The sequence below is a fragment of the Aeromonas sp. QDB68 genome (genome assembly GCF_027707405.1).
Classification (GTDB): Bacteria; Pseudomonadota; Gammaproteobacteria; order Enterobacterales; family Aeromonadaceae; genus Aeromonas; species Aeromonas caviae.
In genome coordinates, this window is record NZ_JAPCIQ010000020.1 from 19,452 (window position 1) to 42,335 (window position 22,884).

Sequence of the window (22,884 nt, forward strand, 5' to 3'; positions counted from 1 at the left end):
AAACAGGGCCCGCAGGCCCTGTGTCATCAGAGGAGGCTGGTCGCCTGCTCCAGCCAGGCGAGATCCTCGCCCTCCAGCAGCGGGCTCAGACGGCGGTAGACCTCCGCATGGTATTCGTTGATCCAGCGGAACTCCGCCGGACTCAGCAGGCTGCGATCGATGAGGCGGATGTCGAACGGCACATAGGTCAGTCGCTCGAAGCCCAGCATCGGCAGCTCGCCACGGGCCTCCTGTTCGGTCACCACCACCAGGTTTTCACAGCGGATGCCGAAGGCATCTTCCCGGTAGTAGCCCGGCTCGTTGGAGAGCACCATGCCCGGCTGCAGGGCCACCAGGCTGCCCTTGGGGGCGATGCGCTGCGGGCCTTCGTGCACGCTGAGGAAGTGGCCGACGCCGTGGCCGGTGCCATGGTCGTAGTTGTAACCGGCCTGCCACAGGGGCATGCGGGCCAGCACGTCGAGCTGGATGCCGGCAGTGCCACGGGGGAAGCGGGCCTGATCCAGGGCAATATGACCCTGCAGTACCCGGGTAAACATGGCTCTGTGCTCGTCGGTTACCTCACCCACCTTGACGGTGCGGGTGATGTCGGTGGTGCCGTCCAGGTACTGGGCGCCGGAGTCCACCAGATAGATGCTGTCCTGGCCGAAGGCGCGCGGGGTACCGTTGGTGTGGCGGTAGTGGCACATGGCGGCGTTGGGGCCGAGTGCCGAGATGGTGTCGAAGCTCGGCTCCACATAGTGCTCCTGCTCGTGGCGGAAGGCTTCCAGCTGGTCGGCCAGGGTGCCTTCGTCCACACCGTCGAACTCGCCGCTGGCGATCAGGCGATCCAGCCAGGCCAGGAAGCGGGTGACGGCAACGCCGTCGCGCAGGTGGGCGGCACGCATGCCGGCCAGCTCCACGGGGTTCTTGCACGCCTTGGGCAGCATGGTGGGATCCTGGCCGGCCACCAGAATGGCGCCCGCCTCTTCCATCACGAGCTGGGTCCAGGCGTTGGCGGTGTTGGGGTCGGCCAGCACCTTCTGCTGATCCTCGCCGATGCGCTGCAACACGTCACCCAGCTTGTCGATGGGGTAGACGGAGACATCCTGCCCCACGTGCTGGCTGAAGGCGAAGCAGTCGATCTTGTCGGTATCGACGAAGAAATCCATGGTGGCGTTGGCGTAGAGCACCGCAAAGCCCAGCACCACCGGCAGGCGTTCCACGTCGCGACCACGCAGGTTGAGCAGCCAGTTGATGGGCTCGGCCTGGGTCAGCAACACCGCATCCAGCCCGCGCTTGCGCAGATCGCTGGCCAGCATTTCGCGCTTGGCCTGGCTGGACTGGCCCGCCAGCTCCTCGCTGTAGAGGATGACAGGGCTCTTGGTCGGAGCGGGACGATCGCTCCAGTGCAGATCGATGGGGTTCTCGTCGATGCGCACCAGCTCGATGCCGTGATCGGCCAGCACGGCGTTGGCGTTCTGATACCAGGCCAGGCTGTGCAGGCGGGCATCGAAGCCGACCCGGGAGCCTGAGGGCAACTGCTCCGCCAGCCACTGTACGTGGGGGTCTTCATTGAGGTGGAGAAACTCGAACAGCTCGGCCGGCGCCTGCATGCGCGCCTGCACGGTATAACGACCGTCGATGAACAGGGCCGCCCGATGCGCCATGATGATGGCGAGCCCGGCGGAGCCGTTGAAACCCGTTATCCAGTCCAGCCGCTCGGCATAGGCGGGAATGTACTCCCCCAGATGCTCGTCGTCGTGGGGAACGATGAAGGCGTCCAGCTCCAGCGTGGCCAGTGTGGCCCTGACCTGGGCGACGCGGGTTTCAATAATCTCGAAATGGTTCATGTCGTTATTGCCAGCTTGTGGTGATGTGAGTGTTCATTGATGGTGGCCGCTTGCCAGGATCTGTCTGATCGACTGGCCTGCCGCCTCGATGTGTTGCTTGAGCAGTACCACTGCTTCGTGCTTGCGCCGGGCGCGGCACAGTTCAAGGAGTCGGGCGTGCTCCCGCTCGGCCTTGTCCACGCCGCCCTGGGCGAACAGCAGTTCGAAACGCACATAGCGGTCGCAGCTCAGATTGATCTGGGCGATCAGTTCCAGTGCCTGGGGGCGATTGGCTGCCTGGTAGAGGGTGGCGTGAAAGCGGTGATTCAACTCGGCCCAGTGTTCGATCTGGGTGCCAGACTCCAGCGCCAGATCAAACTGGGCGAGGATGGCTTGCGCCTGGGCGAAGGTCTCCTCCGTCATCAGGTCGACGGCGTGGAACAGGGTATCGGCTTCGAGCAGTGCCCGCAAATAAAAGAGCTCCTCGATGGCTGAGGTATCCAGCATGGTCACCACGGCGCCGCGATGGGCCTCGAACTTCACCAGCCCCTGGGCTTCCAGTTGCATCAGGGCTTCCCGTACCGGAATACGGCTCACCGCCAGCTCCTTGGCGATGGCGTCCTGGCGCAGGGGGGCGCCCGCTGCAAACTCGCCACGCAATATCCGGCCGCGGAGGTTCTCCATCACCATCTGGGTTCGGGTCTTGTAAGGTGGGGTCATGCTGGGGTCACGGGCAGGTTGCAAAATTGTATATTGTATAAAGTTTGGCTGAATCTAACGCGCAAGGGCCGTCAAGGCAAGGCTTGGCGGGAGCCATATGCCGCGCATCGGCCAAAAAAATACCGGCCAGCAGGGCTGACCGGTACGGGATTGTGAGACGCGAGGCGCGTTTCTTACAACTGCGGGCCCGCCGCGACCAGGCGTTTGCCTTCGTCGTTGTCGGTGAAGCGCTCGAAGTTCTTGATGAAACGCCCGGCCAGATCGGCCGCCTTGGCATCCCACTCGGCCTGGTCGGCATAAGTGTCTCGCGGGTCCAGGATGGCGGGGTTGACGCCCGGCAGCTCGGTCGGCACTTCCAGATTGAACACCGGCAGTACCTTGGTCGGCGCCTTCTCGATGGAACCATCCAGGATGGCGTCGATGATGCCACGGGTATCCTTGATGGAGATCCGCTTGCCGGTGCCGTTCCAGCCGGTGTTGACCAGATAGGCTTCAGCCCCTGCCGCTTCCATCCGTTTCACCAGCTCCTGGCCGTACTTGGTCGGGTGCAGGCTGAGGAAAGCCGCGCCGAAGCAGGAGGAGAAGGTCGGGGTCGGCTCTGTGATGCCGCGCTCGGTACCGGCCAGCTTGGCGGTAAAGCCGGACAGGAAGTGGTACTTGGTCTGCTCCTTGGTCAGCTTGGCGACCGGGGGCAGCACACCGAAGGCGTCTGCGGTCAGGAAGATCACCTTGGTGGCGTGACCTGCCTTGGAGACCGGCTTGACGATGTTGTCGATGTGATAGATGGGGTAGGAGACCCGGGTATTCTCGGTGCGGGAACCGTCGTCGAAGTCGATGGTGCCATCGGCGGCCACGGTCACGTTCTCCAGCAGCGCATCGCGGCGGATGGCGTGGTAGATGTCCGGCTCGGCCTCTTCGGAGAGCTTGATGGTCTTGGCGTAGCAGCCCCCTTCGAAGTTGAACACGCCGTGATCATCCCAGCCGTGCTCGTCATCGCCGATCAGCTGACGCTTGGGATCGGTGGAGAGGGTGGTCTTGCCGGTGCCGGAGAGGCCGAAGAAGATGGCCACGTCCCCATCCTTGCCCACGTTGGCGGAGCAGTGCATGGAGGCGATGCCGCGCAGGGGCAGGAAGTAGTTCATCATGGAGAACATGCCCTTCTTCATCTCGCCACCGTACCAGGTGCCGCCGATGAGTTGCATCTTCTCGGTCATGTTGAAGGCGACGAAGTTCTCGGAGTTGAGACCCTGCTCCTTCCAGTTCGGGTTGGTGCACTTGGCACCGTTCATCACCACGAAGTCCGGTTTGAAGGCCTTCAGCTCCTCTTCGCTCGGGCGGATGAACATGTTCTTCACGAAGTGCGCCTGCCAGGCCACCTCGGTGATGATGCGCACCGCCAGGCGGGTGTCCGGGTTGGCGCCGCAGAAGCCGTCCACCACGAACAGACGCTTGCCGGAGAGCTGTTTGGTGACCAGCCCTTTCAGATGTGACCACACTTCCGGGGTAATCGCCTTGTTATCGTTTTTACCCTGGTCAGACCACCACACAGTATCCTGGGTAGTGGCATCTTTGACGATATATTTATCTTTAGGGGAGCGGCCGGTGAAGATGCCGGTGTTGACGTTGACGGCGCCAAGCTCGGTGACGACGCCACGCTCGAAGCCCTCAAGGTCTGAGCGGGTCTCTTCAGCGAAAAGCTGCTCATAGGAGGGGTTGCGAACGATTTCCTGGCTGTTTTTGATACCGTATTGGTCCAGCTTCAGTTGTTGGGCCAGGGTGGGTTCTACCACGATTGTCATTGTATTCTCCTGGGTTCAGAGGTGTGTAGGGTTCTATCTGACGTTCATGCTACCACCTAGGTGGTAGTTTTTAGCGATCGCCATCAAACTTTATAAAATAGGGTATTTTTTTGTTATTTAAGTTAAAGGCGGGTTTTGCCCGCCTTTGATTAGTGTAACTGGTTTGCATCATTACCGGGAGCCCTGCTGAACAGGGTTTCGATGTCTATCCCGTCGAATTCGTAGTGGGCGCCGCAGTAATCGCAGTGCATGTCGATCTTGCCGAGCTCCTGCACCATGGATACCGCTTCCTCCTTGTCTATCTGCAGCAAGGCCCCTTCGCAACGGGCGCGGGAGCAGGTGCAGCGGAACTCGATGGCCTGGGGATCGAACACCCGTACCTTGTCCTGGTGGTAGAGGCGGTAGAGGATCTCTTCCGCGTCCAGACCGAACAGCTCTTCGTCCTTGATGGTGGTGGTGAGCTGGACCAGATGGTCGAAATCTTCGCTGTGATCCTCGCTCTGGGCCGGCAGCTCCTGCAGCAGGATGCCCGCCGCACGGGGCTCGCCCTCGTGGTGGCCGGTGCGGATCCAGAGGCGGGTGGCCAGTTGTTCGGACTGGGCGAAGTAGTGCTCCAGACAGGCCGCCAGGGTGTCGGCCTCCAGGGCGATGATGCCCTGATAGCGCTCTCCCTGATCCGGAGTGATGGTGATGACCAGATGGCCGTTGCCGATCAGGCTTTGCAGCTTGCCGTCCGTCGGCAATTCCCCTTCATAGCGTGCCACGCCGCGCAATTGCTGGTTGTTGTCGCCGTTGATGACGGCCAGACGCACCGGACCATCCCCCTGCAGCTGCACCGTGATGGAGCCTTCGAACTTGAGGGTGGCGGTCAGCAGGCTGGTGGCAACCAGCAGCTCGCCCAGCAGGTGCTGCACCTGTACCGGGTAGTTCTGGGCGTCGATGATGTGGCGGTAGGTACGATCCAGCTGGACCAGCTCCCCACGCACTTCGTACTCTTCGAACAGATAGCGATACAGGAGGTCTTGGTTACTCATCATGGTTTCCTAGGATGTTCTTGGGGAAAAATAAACACATTGTTAAACAGGTGGTTAGGAACTAATTCCTCCACCTGTCGTCATAAAGGGGCCACAGACGCGGATTAGGATTGCTTGACCCGGATAAGCTGGCGTCGCTCCTGCTTGTCAGGTCGGCGCTCCGGGCTTGGGGCAAACTGGCTGTTGAAGCGGCGGGCTTCGCTGTTTTCGGCCCGTTTCTTCAGGCTGGCCTCTGTCTCTTCATAGAGTTGCTGGGCCAGCGGGGCGGATTTGCGCTGCTCGCTCACCTCGAGCACCCGCACCTCCCGCTCGTCCTGGCCTTGCCAGAATCGCACCAGGGCGCCGACCTCGACCGCCTTGCCCGGCTTGGTGCGCTGGCCGTTGTAGTGCACCTTGCCGCCGTCGATCTGATCCCGCGCCAGACTGCGGGTCTTGTAAAAGCGGGCGGCCCACAGCCACTTGTCGAGACGGACCTGAGTGCTGCTTTGTGCTGGATTCGACATGGATCGGCTCCGGGATGGCTGAAAAGGTGCCTGATTATACCAGAGGCGGGCCCCGGGATAGAAACAGGGGGCATCCGGGTGTGACGGAAACTGAATTTTCACCCCTTGGTCCCATCCGGTCGGTTGTCTCTGGGTCCATTGCCGTACACAATAGCCAACCGACTTGGATGCCAGACAATTTTGAGAAAGATGACGCTACCGTTCAGGGATGATTTGTTGACTTCCCTTCTGGCTCGCTGCAAGGCCATGCCACTTTCCCGTTTCAGCCAGCCCCTGTTCTGGCTTCTGCTGCTGTTGCTGGCCCAGCAGTGTGCCGTGCTCACCTGGCGCCTGTACGAACTGGCCCAGCCCGCACCCCTGACCCCCTGGCAACCCTCGGTCACCTCGGTGCAGGGGAGTGGTGGCGATCGCCTCGATCTTGGCAACCTCAGCCGCCTCTCTCTCTTTGGCAAGGCGCTGCAACCCCAGGCGGACAAGGCGGCAGAGACGGTGGCGGCGGATGCCCCGAAAACCCAGCTCAACGCCCAGCTCAACGGGGTGCTGGCAAGCTCGGATCCCGCCAAGTCCATCGCCATCATCGCCCACAACGGGACACAGAACTCTTACGGCATCGGGGACTACATCGACGGTACCCAGGCCAGGATCCGCCAGGTGTTTGCCGATCGGGTCATCATCGCCCGGGACGGCCGTGACGAGACCCTGATGCTGGACGGGGAGGAGTATGGCAAGCCCCTGCCCAAACCGGCCCGCCAGGAGGGGCTCTCCTCCGTGCGCAGCGAACTGCTGGGCAACCCGGGCAAGATCACCGATTACCTCAATATTTCTCCGGTCCGGGTGGACGGTCGCATGACCGGCTATCGCCTCAATCCGGGTCGCAATCCGGAACTGTTCAATCAACTCGGACTGGTCGCCAACGATCTGGCGGTCAGCATCAACGGCCTGGATCTGCGTGACAGCGCCCAGGCCATGCAGGCGATGCAGCAGGTGGCGGGCGCCACGGAAATGACCGTCACCGTCGAGCGGCAAGGACAGCTCTACGACGTCTATGTCGGCTTGTCAGAATAATGAATTGGAGTAGCACCAAGAATGACAAATAAAGGGAAGGGCTGGCGTCTGGCCACCATGGCGGCAGCCTTGATGATGGCCGGTTCTGCCTGGGCCACCGAGTATTCCGCCAGTTTCAAGAACGCCGACATCGAGGAGTTCATCAACACGGTCGGCAAGAACCTGAACAAAACCATCATCATAGAGCCATCGGTACGCGGCAAGATCAACGTGCGCAGCTATGACCTGCTCAACGAGGATCAGTACTACCAGTTCTTCCTGAGCGTGCTCGACGTTTACGGCTTTGCCGTGGTGCCCATGAACAACGGCGTGCTCAAGGTAGTGCGCTCCAAGGATGCCAAGACCTCGGCCATCCCCGTGGTGGATGACACCAACCCCGGCGTGGGTGACGAGATGGTGACCCGGGTGGTACCGGTGCGCAATGTCTCGGTCCGTGAACTGGCCCCCCTGCTGCGTCAGCTCAACGACAACGCCGGCGGCGGCAACGTGGTCCACTACGAGCCCTCCAACGTGCTGCTCATCACTGGCCGCGCCGCCGTCGTCAACCGCCTGGTGGAGGTGGTTCGCCGGGTGGACAAGGCGGGGGATCAGGACATGGACGTCATCAAGCTCAAGTTCGCCTCCGCCGGCGAGATGGTGCGGCTGGTGACCAACCTCAACAAGGATGGCAGCAATCAGGGGGCCAACGCCTCGCTGCTGCTCTCCCCCAAGGTGGTGGCCGACGAGCGCACCAACTCCGTGGTCATCAGCGGCGAGCCCAAGGCCCGTGCCCGCATCATCCAGATGGTGCGCCAGCTCGACCGGGATCTGCAGAGCCAGGGCAACACCCGGGTCTTCTACCTGAAATATGGCAAGGCCAAGGATCTGGTGGACGTCCTCAAGGGGGTCAGCTCCAGCATCGCCGCCGACAAGAAGGGCGGGGCGGCTGCCACGGCCACGGGCGGCGCCAGCATCGGCGGAGGCCAGCTCGCCATCTCCGCCGACGAGACCACCAATGCCCTGGTGATCACCGCCCAGCCGGACGTGATGGCCGAGCTGGAGCAGGTCATCGCCAAGCTCGACATTCGTCGTGCCCAGGTGCTGGTGGAGGCCATCATCGTCGAGATATCGGATGGTGACGGCATGAACCTCGGGGTGCAGTGGGCCAACACCAATGGCGGCGGCACCCAGTTCACCGACACCGGTCTGCCCATCGGCTCCCTGGCCATCGCCGCCAAGGATTACAAAGACAACGGCAACACCGACGGCCTGTCATCCCTGGCGGGCAGCTTCAGCGGCATGGCGGCAGGCTTCTATCACGGAGACTGGGCGGCGCTGGTGACGGCGCTCTCCACCAACAGCAAGAACGACATCCTCTCCACCCCGAGCATCGTCACCATGGACAACAAGGAGGCCTCCTTCAACGTCGGTCAGGAAGTGCCGGTGCAGAGCGGCTCCCAGAGCTCCACCACCAGCGATCAGGTGTTCAACACCATAGAGCGCAAGACGGTGGGGACCAAGCTGGTGGTGACGCCCCAGATCAACGAAGGAGATTCCGTGCTGCTCAACATCGAGCAGGAAGTCTCCAGCGTGGCACAGAAGCAGGCGACCGGGACCGCCAACCTGGGCCCCACCTTCGATACCCGTACCGTGAAGAACGCCGTGCTGGTCAAGAGCGGCGAGACAGTGGTGCTGGGCGGCCTGATGGACGAACAGACCCAGGAGCAGATCTCCAAGGTGCCCCTGCTCGGGGACATTCCGGTGCTGGGCTACCTGTTCCGTTCCTCCAAGACCTCCACCGCCAAGCGCAACCTGATGGTCTTCATCCGCCCGACCATATTGCGTGACGCCAATGTCTACTCCGGAGTCTCCAGCAACAAGTACACCCTGTTCAGGGCCGAACAGCTGAGCCGGGCTGCGGAAGAGGGCTATGCCACCTCGCCGGCTCGCCAGGTGCTGCCCGCCTATGGCCAGGACGTGATGATGTCCCCCGAGGTGCAGCAGCAGATCCAGAGAATGCAGGCCCAGCAGCAGGCGACCGCCACCGGCGTGCGCGCCCAGGTGCAGGAGCAGCCCTTCGTGCAGAGCAAGCCCTGATGGCCGCCTACCAGCTCGATGGCAGCGAGCTGCCGGCTCCCCTGCCGGAACTGCCGTTCGCGTTTGCCCGCAACTTCGGGGCCATCCTGACCGAGCGCCAGGGTGCCCCGGTGCTGCTCTGTCGTCAGGGGATCTCCCCCCAGACCCTGCTGGAGGTGCGACGGGTGGCGGGCTGTGCCTTCGCGGTGGAGCAGCTTGGCAACGACGAGTTCGAGACGCTCCTGATGGCCCACTATCAGCGTGACTCCTCCGAGGCGCGTCAGCTGATGGAGGATCTCGGCAACGAGATGGACTTCTTTGCCCTGGCCGAAGAGCTGCCCCAGAGCGAGGATCTGCTGGATGCCGACGACGACGCCCCCATCATTCGCCTCATCAATGCCATGTTGAGCGAGGCGATAAAAGAAGAGGCGTCCGACATCCACATCGAGACCTTCGAGCGGGCCCTGGTGATCCGTTTTCGCATCGATGGGGTGCTGCGGGAGATCCTGCGCCCCCATCGCAAGCTCGCCTCCCTGCTGGTGTCGCGCATCAAGGTCATGTCGCGCATGGACATCGCCGAGAAGCGGGTGCCCCAGGATGGCCGCATCTCACTGCGCATCGGCGGCCGGGCGGTGGATGTGCGGGTCTCCACCATGCCCTCCAGCTACGGCGAGCGGGTGGTATTGCGACTGCTCGACAAGAACAACGTGCGCCTCGAGCTCAAGCAGCTCGGCATGACACTGGCCAACCGCAACATCATCAGCGAACTCATTCGCAAGCCCCACGGCATCATCCTGGTGACGGGCCCGACCGGTTCGGGCAAGTCCACCACCCTTTATGCGGCCCTCTCGGAGATCAACTCCCGGGATCGCAACATCTTGACCGTCGAAGACCCCATCGAATATGACCTCGAAGGGGTGGGCCAGACCCAGGTCAACAGCAAGGTGGACATGACCTTCGCCCGGGGCCTGCGCGCCATTCTGCGTCAGGATCCGGACGTGGTGATGGTGGGGGAAATCCGTGACCTCGAGACCGCCCAGATCGCGGTGCAGGCATCCCTCACCGGCCACCTGGTGATGTCGACCCTGCACACCAACACCGCCATCGGCGCCATCACCCGGATGCGGGACATGGGGATCGAGCCCTTCCTGCTCTCCTCGTCGCTCCTGGCGGTACTGGCCCAGCGGCTGGTGCGCACCCTCTGCCCGGATTGCCGCGCACCGCACCCTGTCACCGAGCAGGAGCGTCTGGCCATGGGCATCGAGCTTGCGCCGGATCAGCAGATCTGGCGTCCGGTGGGCTGCGAGCAGTGCAACCACACCGGCTATCGCGGCCGGACCGGCATCCACGAGCTGGTGGTGGTGGACGAGGCGGTGCGCGAGGCGATCCACAGCGCCAGCGGCGAGCTCGCCATCGAGCGGCTGATCCGGGGTCACACCCCCAGCATCCGCCGCGACGGCATCGACAAGGTGCTCAAGGGGCAGACCAGCCTCGAAGAGGTGCTGCGCGTGACCCGGGAAGACTGAGATGGCGGCATTTGAATACAAGGCCCTCGACGGCAAGGGGCGCAACAAGAGCGGCGTGCTGGAAGGGGATTCCGCCCGCCAGGTGCGCCAGCTGCTGCGCGAGCAGGGGCTGACCCCCCTCGAGGTGAACGAGACCACCGAGAAGGCCAAGCGGGAGGCGAACCGCTTCGTGCTGTTTCGCCGTGGTGCCTCCACCGCAGAACTGGCCCTCATCACCCGCCAGCTGGCGACCCTGGTGGGGGCCGGTCTCACCATCGAAGAGGCCCTCAAGGCGGTCGCCGAGCAGTGCGAGAAGGCCCACCTGCGCAGCCTGGTGGCGACGGTGCGCAGCAAGGTGGTGGAGGGGTATTCCCTGGCCGACTCGCTGGGGGCCTTCCCCCATGTGTTCGACCAGCTGTTCCGCTCCATGGTGGCGGCCGGCGAGAAGTCCGGTCACCTGGAGAAGGTGCTCAACCGTCTCGCCGATTACACCGAGCAGCGCCAGCACATGCGCACCAAGCTGCTGCAGGCGATGATCTATCCCATCGTCCTCACCCTGGTGGCGGTGGGGGTCATCTCCATACTGCTCACCGCCGTGGTGCCCAAGGTGGTGGCCCAGTTCGAACACATGGGCCAGCAACTGCCGGGTACCACCCGTTTCCTCATCGGCACCAGCGAGCTGTTGCAGCACTACGGCCTCTGGTTCCTGCTGCTCCTTGGCATTGGCGGCCTGATCTGGCGCTGGTGGCTGACCGACGACAAGCGTCGCCGTCGCTGGCACCAGGTGATACTGCGCCTGCCGGTGATCGGTCGGGTCAGCCGCGGTCTCAACACCGCCCGCTTTGCCCGCACCCTGAGCATCCTCAACGCCAGCGCCGTGCCCCTGCTGGAGGGAATGAAGATCGCCGGCGAAGTGCTCTCCAACGACTATGCCCGCATGCGCATCGGTGAGGCCACCGAGCGGGTGCGGGAGGGGACCAGCCTGCGCAAGTCGCTGGATGAAACTCGAATTTTTCCGCCCATGATGCTGCACATGATCGCCTCGGGCGAGCAGAGCGGCGAGCTCGACAGCATGCTGGAGCGGGCGGCGGACAACCAGGACAGGGAGTTCGAAACCCAGGTGAACATCGCCCTCGGGGTGTTCGAGCCCATGCTGGTGGTCTCCATGGCCGGGGTGGTGCTGTTTATCGTGATGTCGATCCTGCAGCCGATCCTGGAGCTCAACAACATGGTGAATCTGTGAGGGTCGGGTGCCCGAATAGGCTTCGCCATTCGAACCTGCAAATTCAATCGAACGATCGTGGTTTAACAGTTAATCGTTGATGGCTCATGCCATCTCATTTCGTTAGGGAGTCAGTCATGCAAAAGCGTCGTCAATCGGGTTTTACCCTGCTGGAAGTGATGGTGGTCATCGTGATCCTGGGGATCCTGGCCAGCCTGGTGGTGCCCAACCTGATGGGCAACAAGGAGAAGGCGGATCAGCAAAAAGCGGTCTCCGACATAGTGGCGCTGGAAAACGCCCTCGACATGTACAAGCTGGACAACAACCGCTACCCCACCACCGAGCAGGGGCTGGACGCCCTGGTCAACAAGCCGACCGCATCCCCTGAGCCGCGCAGCTACCGTGAAGGGGGCTACATCAAGCGCCTGCCGCAGGATCCCTGGGGCAACCAGTACCAGCTGCTGAGCCCGGGCCAGTTCGGCAAGATCGACATCTTCTCCATGGGGATGGACGGCGAAGCCGGGACCGATGACGACATCGGCAACTGGAACCTGAAGGACTTCCAATAAGTGATTCCGCCGCGTCGTGCTCACCGGGCCACCCCGGGGCTGCCTGCATGAAGGTGGCCTCTTCGGCCCGTCACCAGGCCGGTTTTACCCTGCTGGAGGTGTTGCTGGTCGCCATGTTGATGGGACTGGTGGCGACCGCCGTCACCCTCAGCATGGGGGGAGCCAGGGGGGATCGGGAGCTCGACAAGCAGGCGCGCCGCTTCATGGCGACCCTGCAGCAGGCCCAGGAGTATTCGGTGATGGATGGCAGGCTGCTGGGGCTGCGGGTCGAGGAGAACGGCTGGCAGTTTATGTCCCGGGATCCCAAGGATCGCAAGTGGCGCGCACTGACCGGTGACAAGTTGCTGGGGCCGGTGACGTTGCCGGAGGGGATGACCCTGGCGGCGGAGCTGGAAGGTTTCAACTGGCGTACTGCGTCGGACGAACGCCAGGAGCAGGGTCGGGACGAGCGTGAGCAGACACCCCAGATCCTGGTCTTTCCGGGGGGAGAGCTCTCTCCCTTCGTGCTGACCCTGAGCCAGCAGGACGAGGATCTGCATTACCTGCGCACCGTCAGAGGGGACGAGTTCGGTCGTCTCTCCCTGTTGCAGGATGAAGAGGAAGAAGAGTGAGGAGCGCCAGGCCCGCAGGGGGCGTTCTAGCGCGTCGCACCGCTCTATCGGGCGGCCCCGCCCGGGTACGCGGCATGACGCTGCTGGAGGTGATGGTGGCCCTGGCGGTGTTTGCCATCGCCGGGCTGGCGGTGATGAAGACCGCGAGCGAACACCTGGCCGGCCTCAATTATCTGGAGCAGAAGACCCTGGCGACCTGGGTGGTGGAGAATCAGCTGGTGCAGCAGAAGCTCGAAGGCAAGTGGCCGGGAGACAGCTGGGTGGAAGGGGACGAGGAGATGGCCGGGCAGACCTGGTACTGGCGCTATCGCGGCGTCGCCACGGCGGACAGCAACTTCAGGGCGCTGGACATGGAAGTGCGCACCGCGCCCAAGGCTGACAGCCCGGTGGCCATGATCCGGACCTATCTCAGCCGATGAACATTCATCAACGTGCGTCCATGATCCGGAGCCGGTGTCAGCCGATGATCCAGAGCAACCCCCGCCCATCGCGCCACCGCGGCTTTACCCTGCTTGAGATGCTGGTGGCCATTGCCATCTTCGCCACCCTGAGCCTGGGTGCCTATCAGGTGCTGCAAGGGGTGCTGACCAGCGACGAGGTGGCCAAGCGCAAGGAGGCCCGCCTCTCGGAACTGCAGCTCGCCTTCAGCCTGCTGGAGCGGGACGTCACCCAGATGGTGCCGCGCAGCGGTCGCATCGACGGCGAAAACAACAAGGTGCTGCTGGCGGCGTCCCGCTTCGGCCAGCAGAGCGACGACTGGGGCATGGCCTTCATTCGCGGCGGCTGGCTCAATCCGGACGGCATACTGCCGCGCTCCGGCCTGCAACGAGTGGGTTGGCGTCTCAAGGGGCAGACCCTGGAGCGGTTGAGCTACCTCTATCCGGATCCGGCCATTGGCACCGAGCCGCGCATTCAGCCCGTGCTGATCGGCGTGACAGCGCTGCGCCTCTATTTCTACGACAAGGGACAGTGGAAGGAGGAGTGGACCCAGCGCGACCTGCTGCCCTACGGGCTGGCGGTGGAGCTGGAGCTTGAAGACTACGGCACCATCCGTCGCCAGTTCCTGATCGGTGCTGGTGGCCAGAGGGCAGAGAATGGTAACTGATCGTCGTTTTCCCCTGTCCGTCACGGAGGATGACGGCACTATTCGACGTCGCCAGTTCCTGATCGGCGCTGGCGGTCAGAGGGCGGACAATGGCAATTAAGCGACCCCGCCCTCCTTTGGCCCCCGGCAGACAGCGGGGCATGGCCCTGCTGGTGGTGCTGCTCATCCTCGCGGTGATGGTGATCGTCGCCAGCAACATGAGTGGCCGCCTGCAACTGGAGCTGCGCCGCACCGCCAACCTCACCCTGGGCAAGCAGGCCTGGTGGTATGCCATGTCGGCGGAGGCCCTGGTGATCAAGGTGCTGAACCAGGACTTCAAGGACGACCCGGATCGGGTGAGTCTGGGACAGAACTGGGCGCGGGAGGACGGGGTCTTCCCGGTGGAGGATGGCACTCTCTCGGGCCGGGTGCGGGATCTGCAATCCTGCTTCAACCTCAACAGCCTGAGCGTGCCCCTCAAGGAGGGGGAGAACGGCGACGATCTCGAGGCCCAGCCTTACCAGTTCAAGGTGTTCCGGGCCCTGCTCGCCCAGCTCGAGGTGGATGATTACGAAGCGGTGCAGCTGACGGACGCCATCCGCGACTGGACCGACAAGGATACCCAGCTGGTCTCGAGCAACGGGGCCGAGGATGCCTACTACGAGGGACTCAATCCCCCCTACCTGGTGGCTAACCAGCGGATGCTGGGCACCGACGAATTGCGGGCGGTGCGCGGGGTGAGCGCCAGCCTGTACGCCCGGTTGGCCCCCTATGTGTGCTCCCTGCCCAATGACAAGCTGGTGGTGAACATCAACACCATCCGGCCGGAGCAGGCGGCCCTGCTGGTGGGGCTCTACCAGGGGAAGATCGGGCTGGACGATGCCAAGCGGGTGCTGACCAGCCGCCCCAAGAAGGGGTGGAAGAACAAGCAGGAGATGACGGAGCAGTTGCAGGTTCAGCCGGGTGCCATCACCGGGCTGGATGGCGCCCTGGACATCAAGAGCAGCTTCTTCGAGGCCCGCCTGCTGGCGGAGGTGGGGGAGACCCGCGCCAGGCTTGAGACCGTCTTCCAGCGTGGCAAGGACAACAAGCTGGTGATGCTGCGTCGCCTGAGCGGCGGCGCCGAATAACAAGGGGGCGTGGGGCGGTTCAGCCGACCTGCGCATCCCCCGATTGGACTGCAACCCATGGCTGTGCGCCCGCCCCCTGAGGGAGGAGCGGGCATGGCAGGAGAGACATTAGTGAGCGAGAGTCTGGTCATCCGTCTGGGGACCAATGCGCAGCAGCCAGTGCACTGGCTGGTCTGGTCGGCGCAGGAGCAGGAGATCATCGCCTCCGGCATCCTGGCCTCGGCGCACGCCCTCGGCGAGCTGCAGGAGCGTGCCGGTGGTCGCCCCGTGGTGACCCTGGTGCCCGGCAGCGATCTTATCTTCCGGCGGGTCAATCTGCCGGGCAAATACAGCCGCCAGAGTGCGGCGGCCCTGCCCTATCTGCTGGAGGAGCAGATCGCCTCAGACGTGGACGATCTGCACCTGGTGGTGCTCGGCCATCAGGGCCGCGAGGTGGATCTGATGGCGGTGGACAAGGGGAAGATGCACTCCTGGCTCGGCTGGCTGGAGCAGGCAGGGCTCAAGACCCTGCACCTGCTGCCCGACGTGCTGGCGCTGCCGCTTGCCGCCGATGGCTGGTCAGCCCTGCAACTGGGGGAGGAGTGGCTGGTCCGCCAGGGCCCCCGTCAGGGCATAGTGGCGGAGGAATCCCTGCTGGCCATGCTGCTGGCAGCGCAGACCGAACCCGTCACCCTTCACTGCCATACTCCCATCCCCGCCATGGCGGCGGGGAACTGGCAGGGGGCTGACCCGGAACTGCCCATGCTGTTGCTGGCGAAAGGGGCGCTGACCTGCCAGGCCAACCTGCTGCAGGGGCCCTATCGTCCCCAGACCGAATACGCCCGCTACTGGTTGCAGTGGCGCAAGGTGGCGGTGCTGGCAGGCGTATTGTTGCTGGTGGCCCTGGTGCAGCGCGGTGTGCATCTGCACCAGCTGACGGAACAGGACAAGGCCCTCAAGGCGGAGATCCGGCAGGTCTACACCCGGATCTTCCCGGGGGAGACGCGTATCGTCAACGTGCGCAGCCAGATGACCCAGCACCTCCAGCAGTTGGGGCAGGCTCCCCAGGATGGCGTTCTGTTGCTCCTGACCGAGCTGGCCCCGGTGTTTGCCGAGGTGCCCGGCCTCAAGCCCGAGGTGCTGCGCTTCGATGCAGCCCGGGGCGAGCTGAGGTTGCAGGTGACGGCCCCCGGCTTCACCGAGATCGAACGTTTCCGCGAGCTGGCGGGCAAGCGCTTCGAGGTGCAGCAGGGTGAGGTGCGAAGCACCGAAGGCAAGGTCGAAGGGGCGCTGGTGCTCAAGGGGAGGTCGTCATGATGGACAAACTGCAGAGCTGGTGGCGCGGCATCAGTGCCCGCGAGCAGCGGCTGGTGGCGGTGGGGGGCAGCGTGCTGCTCATCGGGCTCTTCTACTGGGCGATCTGGCAGCCGGTGGCAAATCGCATTGCCGAGCGCGAGCGGCAGGTGGTGAACCAGCAGCAGACCCTGGCCTGGCTCAAGGAGAAGGGACAGGAGGTGCTGGCGATGCAGGGGGGACAGGGGCGCCAGATCGATACTGGCGGTACCCTGGATGGCGTGGTGAACCGCACTGCCTTCAACCAGAAGATCAAGATCGCCCGCTTGCAGCCCCAGGGTCAGGAGCTGCAGGTATGGATAGACACGGTGCCGTTCGATGATCTGCTGATCTGGCTTGCGACCCTCTCGGATCAATACGGCGTCCAGGTGCAGATCATCGAGCTGGCCCGCGAGGGGCTGGCCCCCGGGCTGGTCAAGGTCAGACGTTTGCAGTTGAGTCGTTCCCAATGAAGCGAAAAATAGTGATCGCCAGTCTCTTCCTGCTGGCCTATCTCGGTTTCCTGCTGGCCCAGTTGCCTGCATCCCTGGTGGTGCGCCATCTGCCGCTGCCCCCCAATCTGGTGCGGCTGGAGGGGGTGAGCGGCACCCTCTGGAGCGGTCAGGCCGCTCGGGTGCAATATGCCAGCGAGTCCCTCACCCAGTTGCGCTGGGATCTCGATGGCTGGTCCCTGCTGCGGCTGGCGCCCGAGGTGTCGGTGCGCTTTGGCGAGCGCAGCGGACTCAACGGGCAGGGGATCCTGGGTTGGAACGGTGCTGCTTTCGGGCGCGACATCACCCTGAATGCACCGGCCCCCTGGGTGCTGGAGCGGGTGCCGATGAGACCTCCCTTCCCGCTGACGGCGGTGGGTCAGTTGCAGCTCAAGATCGACCAGTTTGCCCAGGGCAATCCCTGGTGCGACAACCTTTACGGGGATCTTCACTGGTATGACGCACAGGCGGACACCCCGGCGGGCAAGCTGGCCCTGGGGGATCCCGAGATCACGCTCACCTGTCTCGACTCCCGGCTGGTGGCCGAGATCAAGCAGGGCTCGGAGGCGGTGCAGGTGCTGGGCAAGCTGGAGTTGCAGGCCAATCGCCAGTACCTGTTCCAGGGCACCCTGAAACCGGGTCCCGAGCTGCTGGACCAGATGAAACAGGGGCTCCCCTTCCTCGGCCAGCCCGATGGGCAGGGGCGCTTCCCGCTGCGTTATCAGGGCCGCATCTGACGGCGTTGCCCATGGTTTGAACCACCCCGCCCCGGCGGGGTGGTGTCGTTATGGGGGCGCGCCGGCTGGCGCCGTGATGAGGTGATTGAGGAAGAAGCTGAACAGCTCGGCCCGGGAGTGCAGGTTCAACTTGGCGTAGAGATGCTTGCGGTGATTCTTCACCGTGCCGCAGCCGATGCCGAGCGCACCGGCAATGGCCTCGGTATCCAGCCCCTGCAACAGCAAACCCGCCACCTGGCGCTCCCGCCGGGTTAGCTGATCTCCCCCCACACTGGCGATAGCCTGCTCCACGGCTCCCTTGAGGTCAGTGCCATCTGACCTGGCCGGGCTGCGGGCCAGGCGGGGTGTCTCTTCCCGCCAGTGCTGGCGACACAGGGAGTGGACCAGCGGGAACAGTGCCTCCAGCCTGGTCAGCTCGTCACGGCTGAGGGAGCTGCGCTTGTCGAGGCGGCCCAGAAACAGCATCAGGGTGAGGCCGCCGCGCACCGGCAGGATCAGCCCCACCTCCTCCTGCCAGCCGGTGGCCTGATAGAAGTGGTGGCGATACTCGGGGTCGAGCCGCCCCCGCGACACCTGCGCCAGGGTCCAGACCCCGGCACCCAGCCCCTGCTCCAGCGCCTGCATGAAGGGATCCTGACTGAAGTGGCGTGTGAGGTAGCGGTCGAATAATAGGGCCCGCTGATGATGCAGGTTGTCGTAGAGGTAGACGGGGCGCAGCCCCACCCCGAGCAGCAGGGCACAGTCGAACGCCACCTGTTGCTGGATGAGGCGCACCAGGGCTGCTGGGAAGCCGCTGCCGTGCAGGGCATCGACGGCGGCGGTCAGGCTCAGGGTATCCGTGGCAGGAGACGGGGGCATGGCGATGGGCTCCGGGTCAGGGAATGGTTTCCCCACGATGGCAGGATGCTAGCACGGGAGTGGCAAAACTGTCCCCTGGGGGACATATCTGCCAGCACCGCAAACGGCGAGGATGGCCCTCTTTCTCTTGCTGTTGGAGCCCCCCATGACAAATCCTCACCTGCTCGATGAGCTGACCCAGCGCGGCCTGGTGGCCCAGAATTCCGACCCGGTGGCGCTGGCCGACCATCTTGCCACCCCGCGCACCGTCTATTGCGGTTTCGATCCCACTGCCGGCAGCCTGCATATCGGCCACCTGGTGCCACTGCTGATGCTGCGCCGCTTCCAGCTGGCGGGCCACACCCCGGTGGCCCTGGTGGGCGGGGCCACCGGCCTTATCGGCGATCCCAGCTTCAAGGCAAGCGAGCGCACCCTCAACAGCGCCGAGACGGTGCAGGGCTGGGTCGCCAGCCTGTCGGCCCAGATAAGCGCCCTGCTGCCGGCGAGCGACGGGCTGGCGGCGCCGCTGCTGGTCAACAACGCCGACTGGATGGGGCAGATGTCCGCCCTCGATTTTCTGCGGGACATCGGCAAGCACTTCTCGGTCAACGCCATGCTGGCCCGCGAATCGGTGCGCCAGCGCCTGGCCCGTCCGGATCAGGGCATCTCGTTCACCGAGTTCTCCTACACCCTGCTGCAATCCCAGGACTTCGCCGTGCTCAACCAACGCCTCGGCTGCACCCTGCAGATCGGCGGCAACGACCAGTGGGGCAACATCACCAGCGGCATGGACCTCACTAGGCGGCTGCATCAGACACAGGTCTATGGCATGACGCTGCCGCTCATCACCAAGGCCGATGGCACCAAGTTCGGCAAGACCGAGGGGGGCGCTATCTGGCTCGACCCGGCGCTCACCTCACCTTACGCCTTCTACCAGTTCTGGCTCGGTACCGCAGACGAGGATGTCTACCGCTTCCTGCGCTACTACAGCTTTATGCCGCTGGCCGAGATTGAGACGCTGGAGGCGGAGGATGCGAAGCGGCAGGGGCGCAAGCTGGCCCAGCAGGTGCTGGCGGACGAGCTGACCGAACTGGTACACGGCAAGGGGGCGCTGGCGGCGGCGCAGCGCATCAGCGAATCGTTGTTCAGTGGCGAGGTAGCCCGCCTTGGGGAGAGCGATCTGGCCCAGCTGGCGCAAGATGGCATGCCAAGCAGCTGCATCGAGGGGGAAACGGATCTGGTGACCCTGCTGGTGGAGTGCGGCCTGGCCAACTCGAAGCGGATCGCCCGCGAGCTGCTGGCGGCGGGAGCCGTCAGCGTCAACGGTGCGATCCGCCGGGATGAGCCGCTCACCGCCGACGATCGGCTGTTCGGCCGCTACCTGCTGCTGCGCCGGGGCAAGAAGCAGTACCACCTGGTGATCTGCTCATGAAGGGGTGAGCGCCTCGATGACGTAGTCGAGGAAGTGGCCGACCAGGGCCGACTCGGCCCGGCGCTGGGTATAGAGGGCGTAGAAATGGGCCCCCTTGGGGCGATAGTCCGGCAGCACTTCGCGCACCACCCCCTCGGCCAGCTCGGCCGCCACCAGGTAGCGCGGCAGGCGGGCTATCCCCAGTCCCTGGCGCATCCCCTGGTGAATCGCCTTCTTGCTGCTGAAGGCCAGTTCGCCCGCTACCTCGAGAGGGATCTCGCGCCCCTGGGCAAGCAGGGGCCAGCACTCGTGGCGGCCGTACTCCTGGCTGCGGGTGATGAGACTGTGCTGGTGCAGATCCTGCGGTGTGGTGAGGGGCGGGTGGCGGTCCAGGTAGTCGGCGCTGGCGCAGAGCACCAGATCGTCCACCGCGATGGGGCGCGCCAGGTAGGGCTGGGTGCCGAGCTCAGTGCTGCGAAACGCCACGTGCAGATTGTCGCGCAGCAGGTCGGCCGGGGTATTGCTGAAGTCGGCGATGATCCGAACCTCCGGGTGGTCGGCGCGAAAGCGCAGCAGCACCGGAGTCAGCACCACTTCTCCCCAGAGATCCGGCGCCGTGATGCGCAGCTCCCCGCACAGTGCCGAGCGGCGGCGCTGCAGGCCGTCCAGCAACTGCTCGTGCAGGGCGATCATCTGGTCAGCCTGGCGGTAGGCGAGCTCTCCTGCGTCGGTCAGTTGCACCCGGCGGGTGGTGCGGCTCAGGAGCACGCTGCCGAGGCTCTGCTCCAGGTGGCGCAGATCCTTTGACGCCTTGCTCGGGGTGATGCCGAGCTGGGCCGCCGCCGCGGCGAAGGATCCACAGCGGACGATGGCGACCAGCAGGCGCATCAGGTAGAGGGTGTCGAGCTTGTGGTGACTCATGAGGGGTGGCCTATTGTGTCTTGCTGGGAATGAATGTCTTGCTTGTGTGCCTGATTATATCCTCCTGGCCTGGGTTTATAGTGGCCGCCATGCCATTGCGATCCCGGGAGAGGACGATGAACAAGACATTGGGCGACAGCTTCCACTTCGAGCGAGCCGGATTGCGGCTCAAGAACCGGGCCGTGCTGGCCCCTTTGACCCACAACATGAGCGGCGCAGGCGGTGATCCCGGCCAGGCCGAGCTCGACTGGCTGGCGCGCTGCGCCCATGGCGGCTTCGGCCTGCTCATCGCCGCCGCCACCCAGGTGCAGCCCGGCGGGCGCTGCTGGGCGGGGCAGCCTGCCCTGATGACGGACGCTCAGCAGCAGGCCTTCACGGCCCTGGCCGACAGTGCGCGGCAGGCCGGGGCGCTGGCGGTGGTGCAACTGCATCACGGCGGGATGCGGGCTCTGCCCGAGCTGAACGACGGGGCGCCAGTCGGCCCGTGCGCGCTGGCGCCGGGCGGGCGTTACCCCCTCGGGGTCAAGGGGCTGAGCGAGGAGGAGATTCTGACGCTCATTGACGCCTTTGTGATCGCTGCCGAGCGGGCCCATGGCGCCGGCCTGCACGGGGTCGAGCTGCACGCAGCCCACCACTTCCTGCTCTGCAACTTCCTCAACCCCCTGCACAACCGGCGCACCGACCGCTGGGGGGGCAGCCTCGCGAACCGGGCGCGGATCCTGGTGGAGATAGTGCGCGGCATTCGCGCCCGTCTACCCCGGGGTTTCCTGGTCGGGGTGCGTCTCTCCCCCGAGAGCTATGCCCATATCCAGGGCATCGAACTGGCCCATCAGCTGGCGGTGGCGCGCCTGCTGGCGGACGAGGGGATCGACTACCTGCACTTCTCCATGGGGGACAGCTTCAAGGCGGTGGCGGGGGATCCCGACGGCGGCGCCCTGCTGGAGGCGGTAAGGGTCGGGTTGGCCGGGCGGGTGCCGCTCATGGTGGCGGGCAAGATTAGCGACGCAGATTCGGCGGAGCGGGCTCTGGCCGGTGGCGCCGATCTGGTGGCGGCGGGCACGGCGGCCCTTGGCAATCCGGACTGGATGGAACGGGTGAGCCGCGGCCTGCCTCTGCATGCAGCCCCTTTCACGGCGGCGCACCTCACGGAGGTCGGCTTCACCCCAAGCGCCCTCGACTACCTGGCCGGCATGGGGGTGCTGGCCCCGCGCGATGCGGCCTGAGGGCTTTCATGAACGGTATGCGCTCGGCAGGCTGTTGAGCTGATGTGACAAGGCCCTCGTGAAGAGGGCCTTGTGCGTGTCAGGCGCCGAGAGGGAGCTGGTCGGCGTAGTCGTCGAGCGCCGGGAAGTGCTGGAAGGTGAGCGGCGGCATCTGGCTGTCGGGGTGAAGGATGCCGAGCTGGTGGGCAATGCCGAACTCGGCCGAGGCGGCCAGGATCCGCTCGCTGTCATCCACGAAGAGGGTGCGGGCCGGGTCGAAGGCCAGCCGCTCGGCCAGTGCCTGCCAGCAGTGCTGGCTCTCCTTCGACCACCCGAGCTCATGGGTGCTCACCATCAGATCGAGGTGCTGGGCGAGGCCGAGGCGTGCATCCTTCACCGACAGGCTGGCGGGATGGGCATTGGTGAAGAGCACCACCTGCTTGCCGGCGGCCTTGAGTGCGGCAAGGAAGGGAATGACGTTGGGGCGCCACTGAATCTTCTCCAGGATCTCCTGTTTGAGGGCGCGGATGTCGAGCCCGAGCGTCCGGGTCCAGTAATCCACGCAGTACCAGTCGAGGGTGCCGTTGACCGCATGATAGTGGGTGTCTATCTGCGCCTTCGCCTCGGCCAGCGGCAGGCCGAGTCGCTCGGCGTAGCGCGCCGGCACCAGGGTTTGCCACAGATGGCTGTCAAAATGGAGATCGATCAGGGTGCCATCCATGTCGAGCAACACGGTATCAATCTGGTGCCAGGGCAGGGGAGTCGACATGGGGCCTCGCGATGTCTGTGGTGATGGGAAAAACGGGGCGCATTATAACGGATTTTTCAGACATCTTTCCCCTCTTTGCCCCGTGGTGTTCGGCAGGGGA

General features: G+C 64.5%; 21 protein-coding genes and 1 pseudogene. 14 read left to right on the forward strand and 8 right to left on the reverse strand.

Annotated features, from left to right (window positions below; all coding sequences use genetic code 11):
* Positions 1-26 precede the first annotated feature (26 nt).
* The 5 genes from PG892_RS08690 to hslR form a co-directional block, all read right to left on the reverse strand.
* Positions 27-1,829, reverse strand: a complete 1,803-nt coding sequence (locus PG892_RS08690; protein ID WP_042014842.1) for an aminopeptidase P family protein — start codon at positions 1,827-1,829, stop codon at positions 27-29.
* A gap of 33 nt (positions 1,830-1,862) precedes the next feature.
* Positions 1,863-2,528 (reverse strand): GntR family transcriptional regulator, encoded by a 666-nt coding sequence (locus tag PG892_RS08695; RefSeq protein WP_223933115.1) that lies wholly within the window; start codon positions 2,526-2,528, stop codon positions 1,863-1,865.
* A gap of 173 nt (positions 2,529-2,701) precedes the next feature.
* A complete protein-coding gene (pckA, locus tag PG892_RS08700; protein WP_069784268.1) occupies positions 2,702-4,327 on the reverse strand; it encodes a phosphoenolpyruvate carboxykinase (ATP) in 1,626 nt (541 codons plus the stop codon).
* A gap of 149 nt (positions 4,328-4,476) precedes the next feature.
* On the reverse strand, positions 4,477-5,361 hold the full coding sequence (gene hslO / locus PG892_RS08705; protein WP_010675729.1) for an Hsp33 family molecular chaperone HslO: 885 nt from the start codon (positions 5,359-5,361) through the stop codon (positions 4,477-4,479).
* Between the two features lie 104 nt (positions 5,362-5,465).
* The gene (gene hslR / locus PG892_RS08710; RefSeq protein WP_010675728.1) at positions 5,466-5,864 is read right to left on the reverse strand and encodes a ribosome-associated heat shock protein Hsp15; all 399 of its coding nucleotides are present in this window, start codon (positions 5,862-5,864) and stop codon (positions 5,466-5,468) included.
* Between the two features lie 216 nt (positions 5,865-6,080).
* Here hslR and exeC point away from each other — a divergent pair, with 216 nt between their 5' ends.
* From exeC to exeN, 12 genes and pseudogenes are all read left to right on the forward strand, one after another.
* The gene (gene exeC, locus PG892_RS08715; protein ID WP_270821372.1) at positions 6,081-6,929 is read left to right on the forward strand and encodes a GspC family type II secretion system variant ExeC; all 849 of its coding nucleotides are present in this window, start codon (positions 6,081-6,083) and stop codon (positions 6,927-6,929) included.
* Positions 6,930-6,950: 21 nt separating this feature from the next.
* Positions 6,951-9,005 (forward strand): GspD family T2SS secretin variant ExeD, encoded by a 2,055-nt coding sequence (exeD, locus tag PG892_RS08720; RefSeq protein ID WP_010675726.1) that lies wholly within the window; start codon positions 6,951-6,953, stop codon positions 9,003-9,005.
* Positions 9,005-10,510 carry a GspE family T2SS ATPase variant ExeE gene (gene exeE, locus PG892_RS08725; protein ID WP_041211720.1) on the forward strand — a complete coding sequence of 502 codons (1,506 nt, stop codon included), beginning with the start codon at positions 9,005-9,007 and terminating at the stop codon, positions 10,508-10,510. The genes exeD and exeE overlap by 1 nt, the downstream gene beginning before the upstream one ends.
* Before the next feature lies 1 nt (position 10,511).
* Positions 10,512-11,732, forward strand: coding sequence for a GspF family T2SS innner membrane protein variant ExeF (gene exeF / locus PG892_RS08730; RefSeq protein WP_039040588.1), 1,221 nt, complete (start codon positions 10,512-10,514; stop codon positions 11,730-11,732).
* Between the two features lie 116 nt (positions 11,733-11,848).
* The gene (gene exeG / locus PG892_RS08735) at positions 11,849-12,280 is read left to right on the forward strand and encodes a GspG family T2SS major pseudopilin variant ExeG (RefSeq protein ID WP_010675723.1); all 432 of its coding nucleotides are present in this window, start codon (positions 11,849-11,851) and stop codon (positions 12,278-12,280) included.
* 47 nt (positions 12,281-12,327) lie between these two features.
* The gene (exeH, locus tag PG892_RS08740) at positions 12,328-12,891 is read left to right on the forward strand and encodes a GspH family T2SS minor pseudopilin variant ExeH (RefSeq protein WP_223933113.1); all 564 of its coding nucleotides are present in this window, start codon (positions 12,328-12,330) and stop codon (positions 12,889-12,891) included.
* A 68-nt stretch (positions 12,892-12,959) separates the two neighbouring features.
* Positions 12,960-13,310: pseudogene (gene exeI / locus PG892_RS08745) on the forward strand (GspI family T2SS minor pseudopilin variant ExeI); the annotation flags it as partial.
* A 44-nt stretch (positions 13,311-13,354) separates the two neighbouring features.
* On the forward strand, positions 13,355-13,996 hold the full coding sequence (gene exeJ, locus PG892_RS08750) for a GspJ family T2SS minor pseudopilin variant ExeJ (protein ID WP_223933111.1): 642 nt from the start codon (positions 13,355-13,357) through the stop codon (positions 13,994-13,996).
* Positions 13,997-14,085: 89 nt separating this feature from the next.
* Positions 14,086-15,105 (forward strand): GspK family T2SS minor pseudopilin variant ExeK, encoded by a 1,020-nt coding sequence (gene exeK, locus PG892_RS08760; protein ID WP_201890335.1) that lies wholly within the window; start codon positions 14,086-14,088, stop codon positions 15,103-15,105.
* A gap of 111 nt (positions 15,106-15,216) precedes the next feature.
* Positions 15,217-16,401: a GspL family type II secretion system protein ExeL gene (gene exeL / locus PG892_RS08765; RefSeq protein WP_081999394.1), complete on the forward strand. Its 1,185-nt coding sequence runs from the start codon at positions 15,217-15,219 to the stop codon at positions 16,399-16,401.
* The gene (gene exeM / locus PG892_RS08770) at positions 16,398-16,889 is read left to right on the forward strand and encodes a GspM family type II secretion system protein ExeM (RefSeq protein WP_010675717.1); all 492 of its coding nucleotides are present in this window, start codon (positions 16,398-16,400) and stop codon (positions 16,887-16,889) included. The genes exeL and exeM overlap by 4 nt, the downstream gene beginning before the upstream one ends.
* Positions 16,886-17,644, forward strand: a complete 759-nt coding sequence (gene exeN, locus PG892_RS08775; protein ID WP_270825326.1) for a GspN family type II secretion system protein ExeN — start codon at positions 16,886-16,888, stop codon at positions 17,642-17,644. The genes exeM and exeN overlap by 4 nt, the downstream gene beginning before the upstream one ends.
* A 48-nt stretch (positions 17,645-17,692) precedes the next feature.
* On the opposite strand, the gene PG892_RS08780 is transcribed toward exeN, so the two are convergent.
* The gene (locus PG892_RS08780; protein ID WP_128272529.1) at positions 17,693-18,502 is read right to left on the reverse strand and encodes a helix-turn-helix transcriptional regulator; all 810 of its coding nucleotides are present in this window, start codon (positions 18,500-18,502) and stop codon (positions 17,693-17,695) included.
* A gap of 145 nt (positions 18,503-18,647) precedes the next feature.
* Here PG892_RS08780 and tyrS point away from each other — a divergent pair, with 145 nt between their 5' ends.
* Positions 18,648-19,913, forward strand: coding sequence for a tyrosine--tRNA ligase (tyrS, locus tag PG892_RS08785; protein WP_201922343.1), 1,266 nt, complete (start codon positions 18,648-18,650; stop codon positions 19,911-19,913).
* Here tyrS and PG892_RS08790 read toward each other — a convergent pair.
* Positions 19,908-20,813, reverse strand: coding sequence for a LysR family transcriptional regulator (locus tag PG892_RS08790; protein ID WP_041213942.1), 906 nt, complete (start codon positions 20,811-20,813; stop codon positions 19,908-19,910). The two genes, tyrS and PG892_RS08790, sit on opposite strands and share 6 nt — an antisense overlap.
* A gap of 116 nt (positions 20,814-20,929) precedes the next feature.
* Here PG892_RS08790 and PG892_RS08795 point away from each other — a divergent pair, with 116 nt between their 5' ends.
* On the forward strand, positions 20,930-22,036 hold the full coding sequence (locus PG892_RS08795; RefSeq protein WP_201922340.1) for an NADH:flavin oxidoreductase: 1,107 nt from the start codon (positions 20,930-20,932) through the stop codon (positions 22,034-22,036).
* Positions 22,037-22,115: 79 nt separating this feature from the next.
* On the opposite strand, the gene yrfG is transcribed toward PG892_RS08795, so the two are convergent.
* A complete protein-coding gene (gene yrfG, locus PG892_RS08800) occupies positions 22,116-22,784 on the reverse strand; it encodes a GMP/IMP nucleotidase (RefSeq protein WP_270825327.1) in 669 nt (222 codons plus the stop codon).
* Positions 22,785-22,884 lie beyond the last annotated feature (100 nt).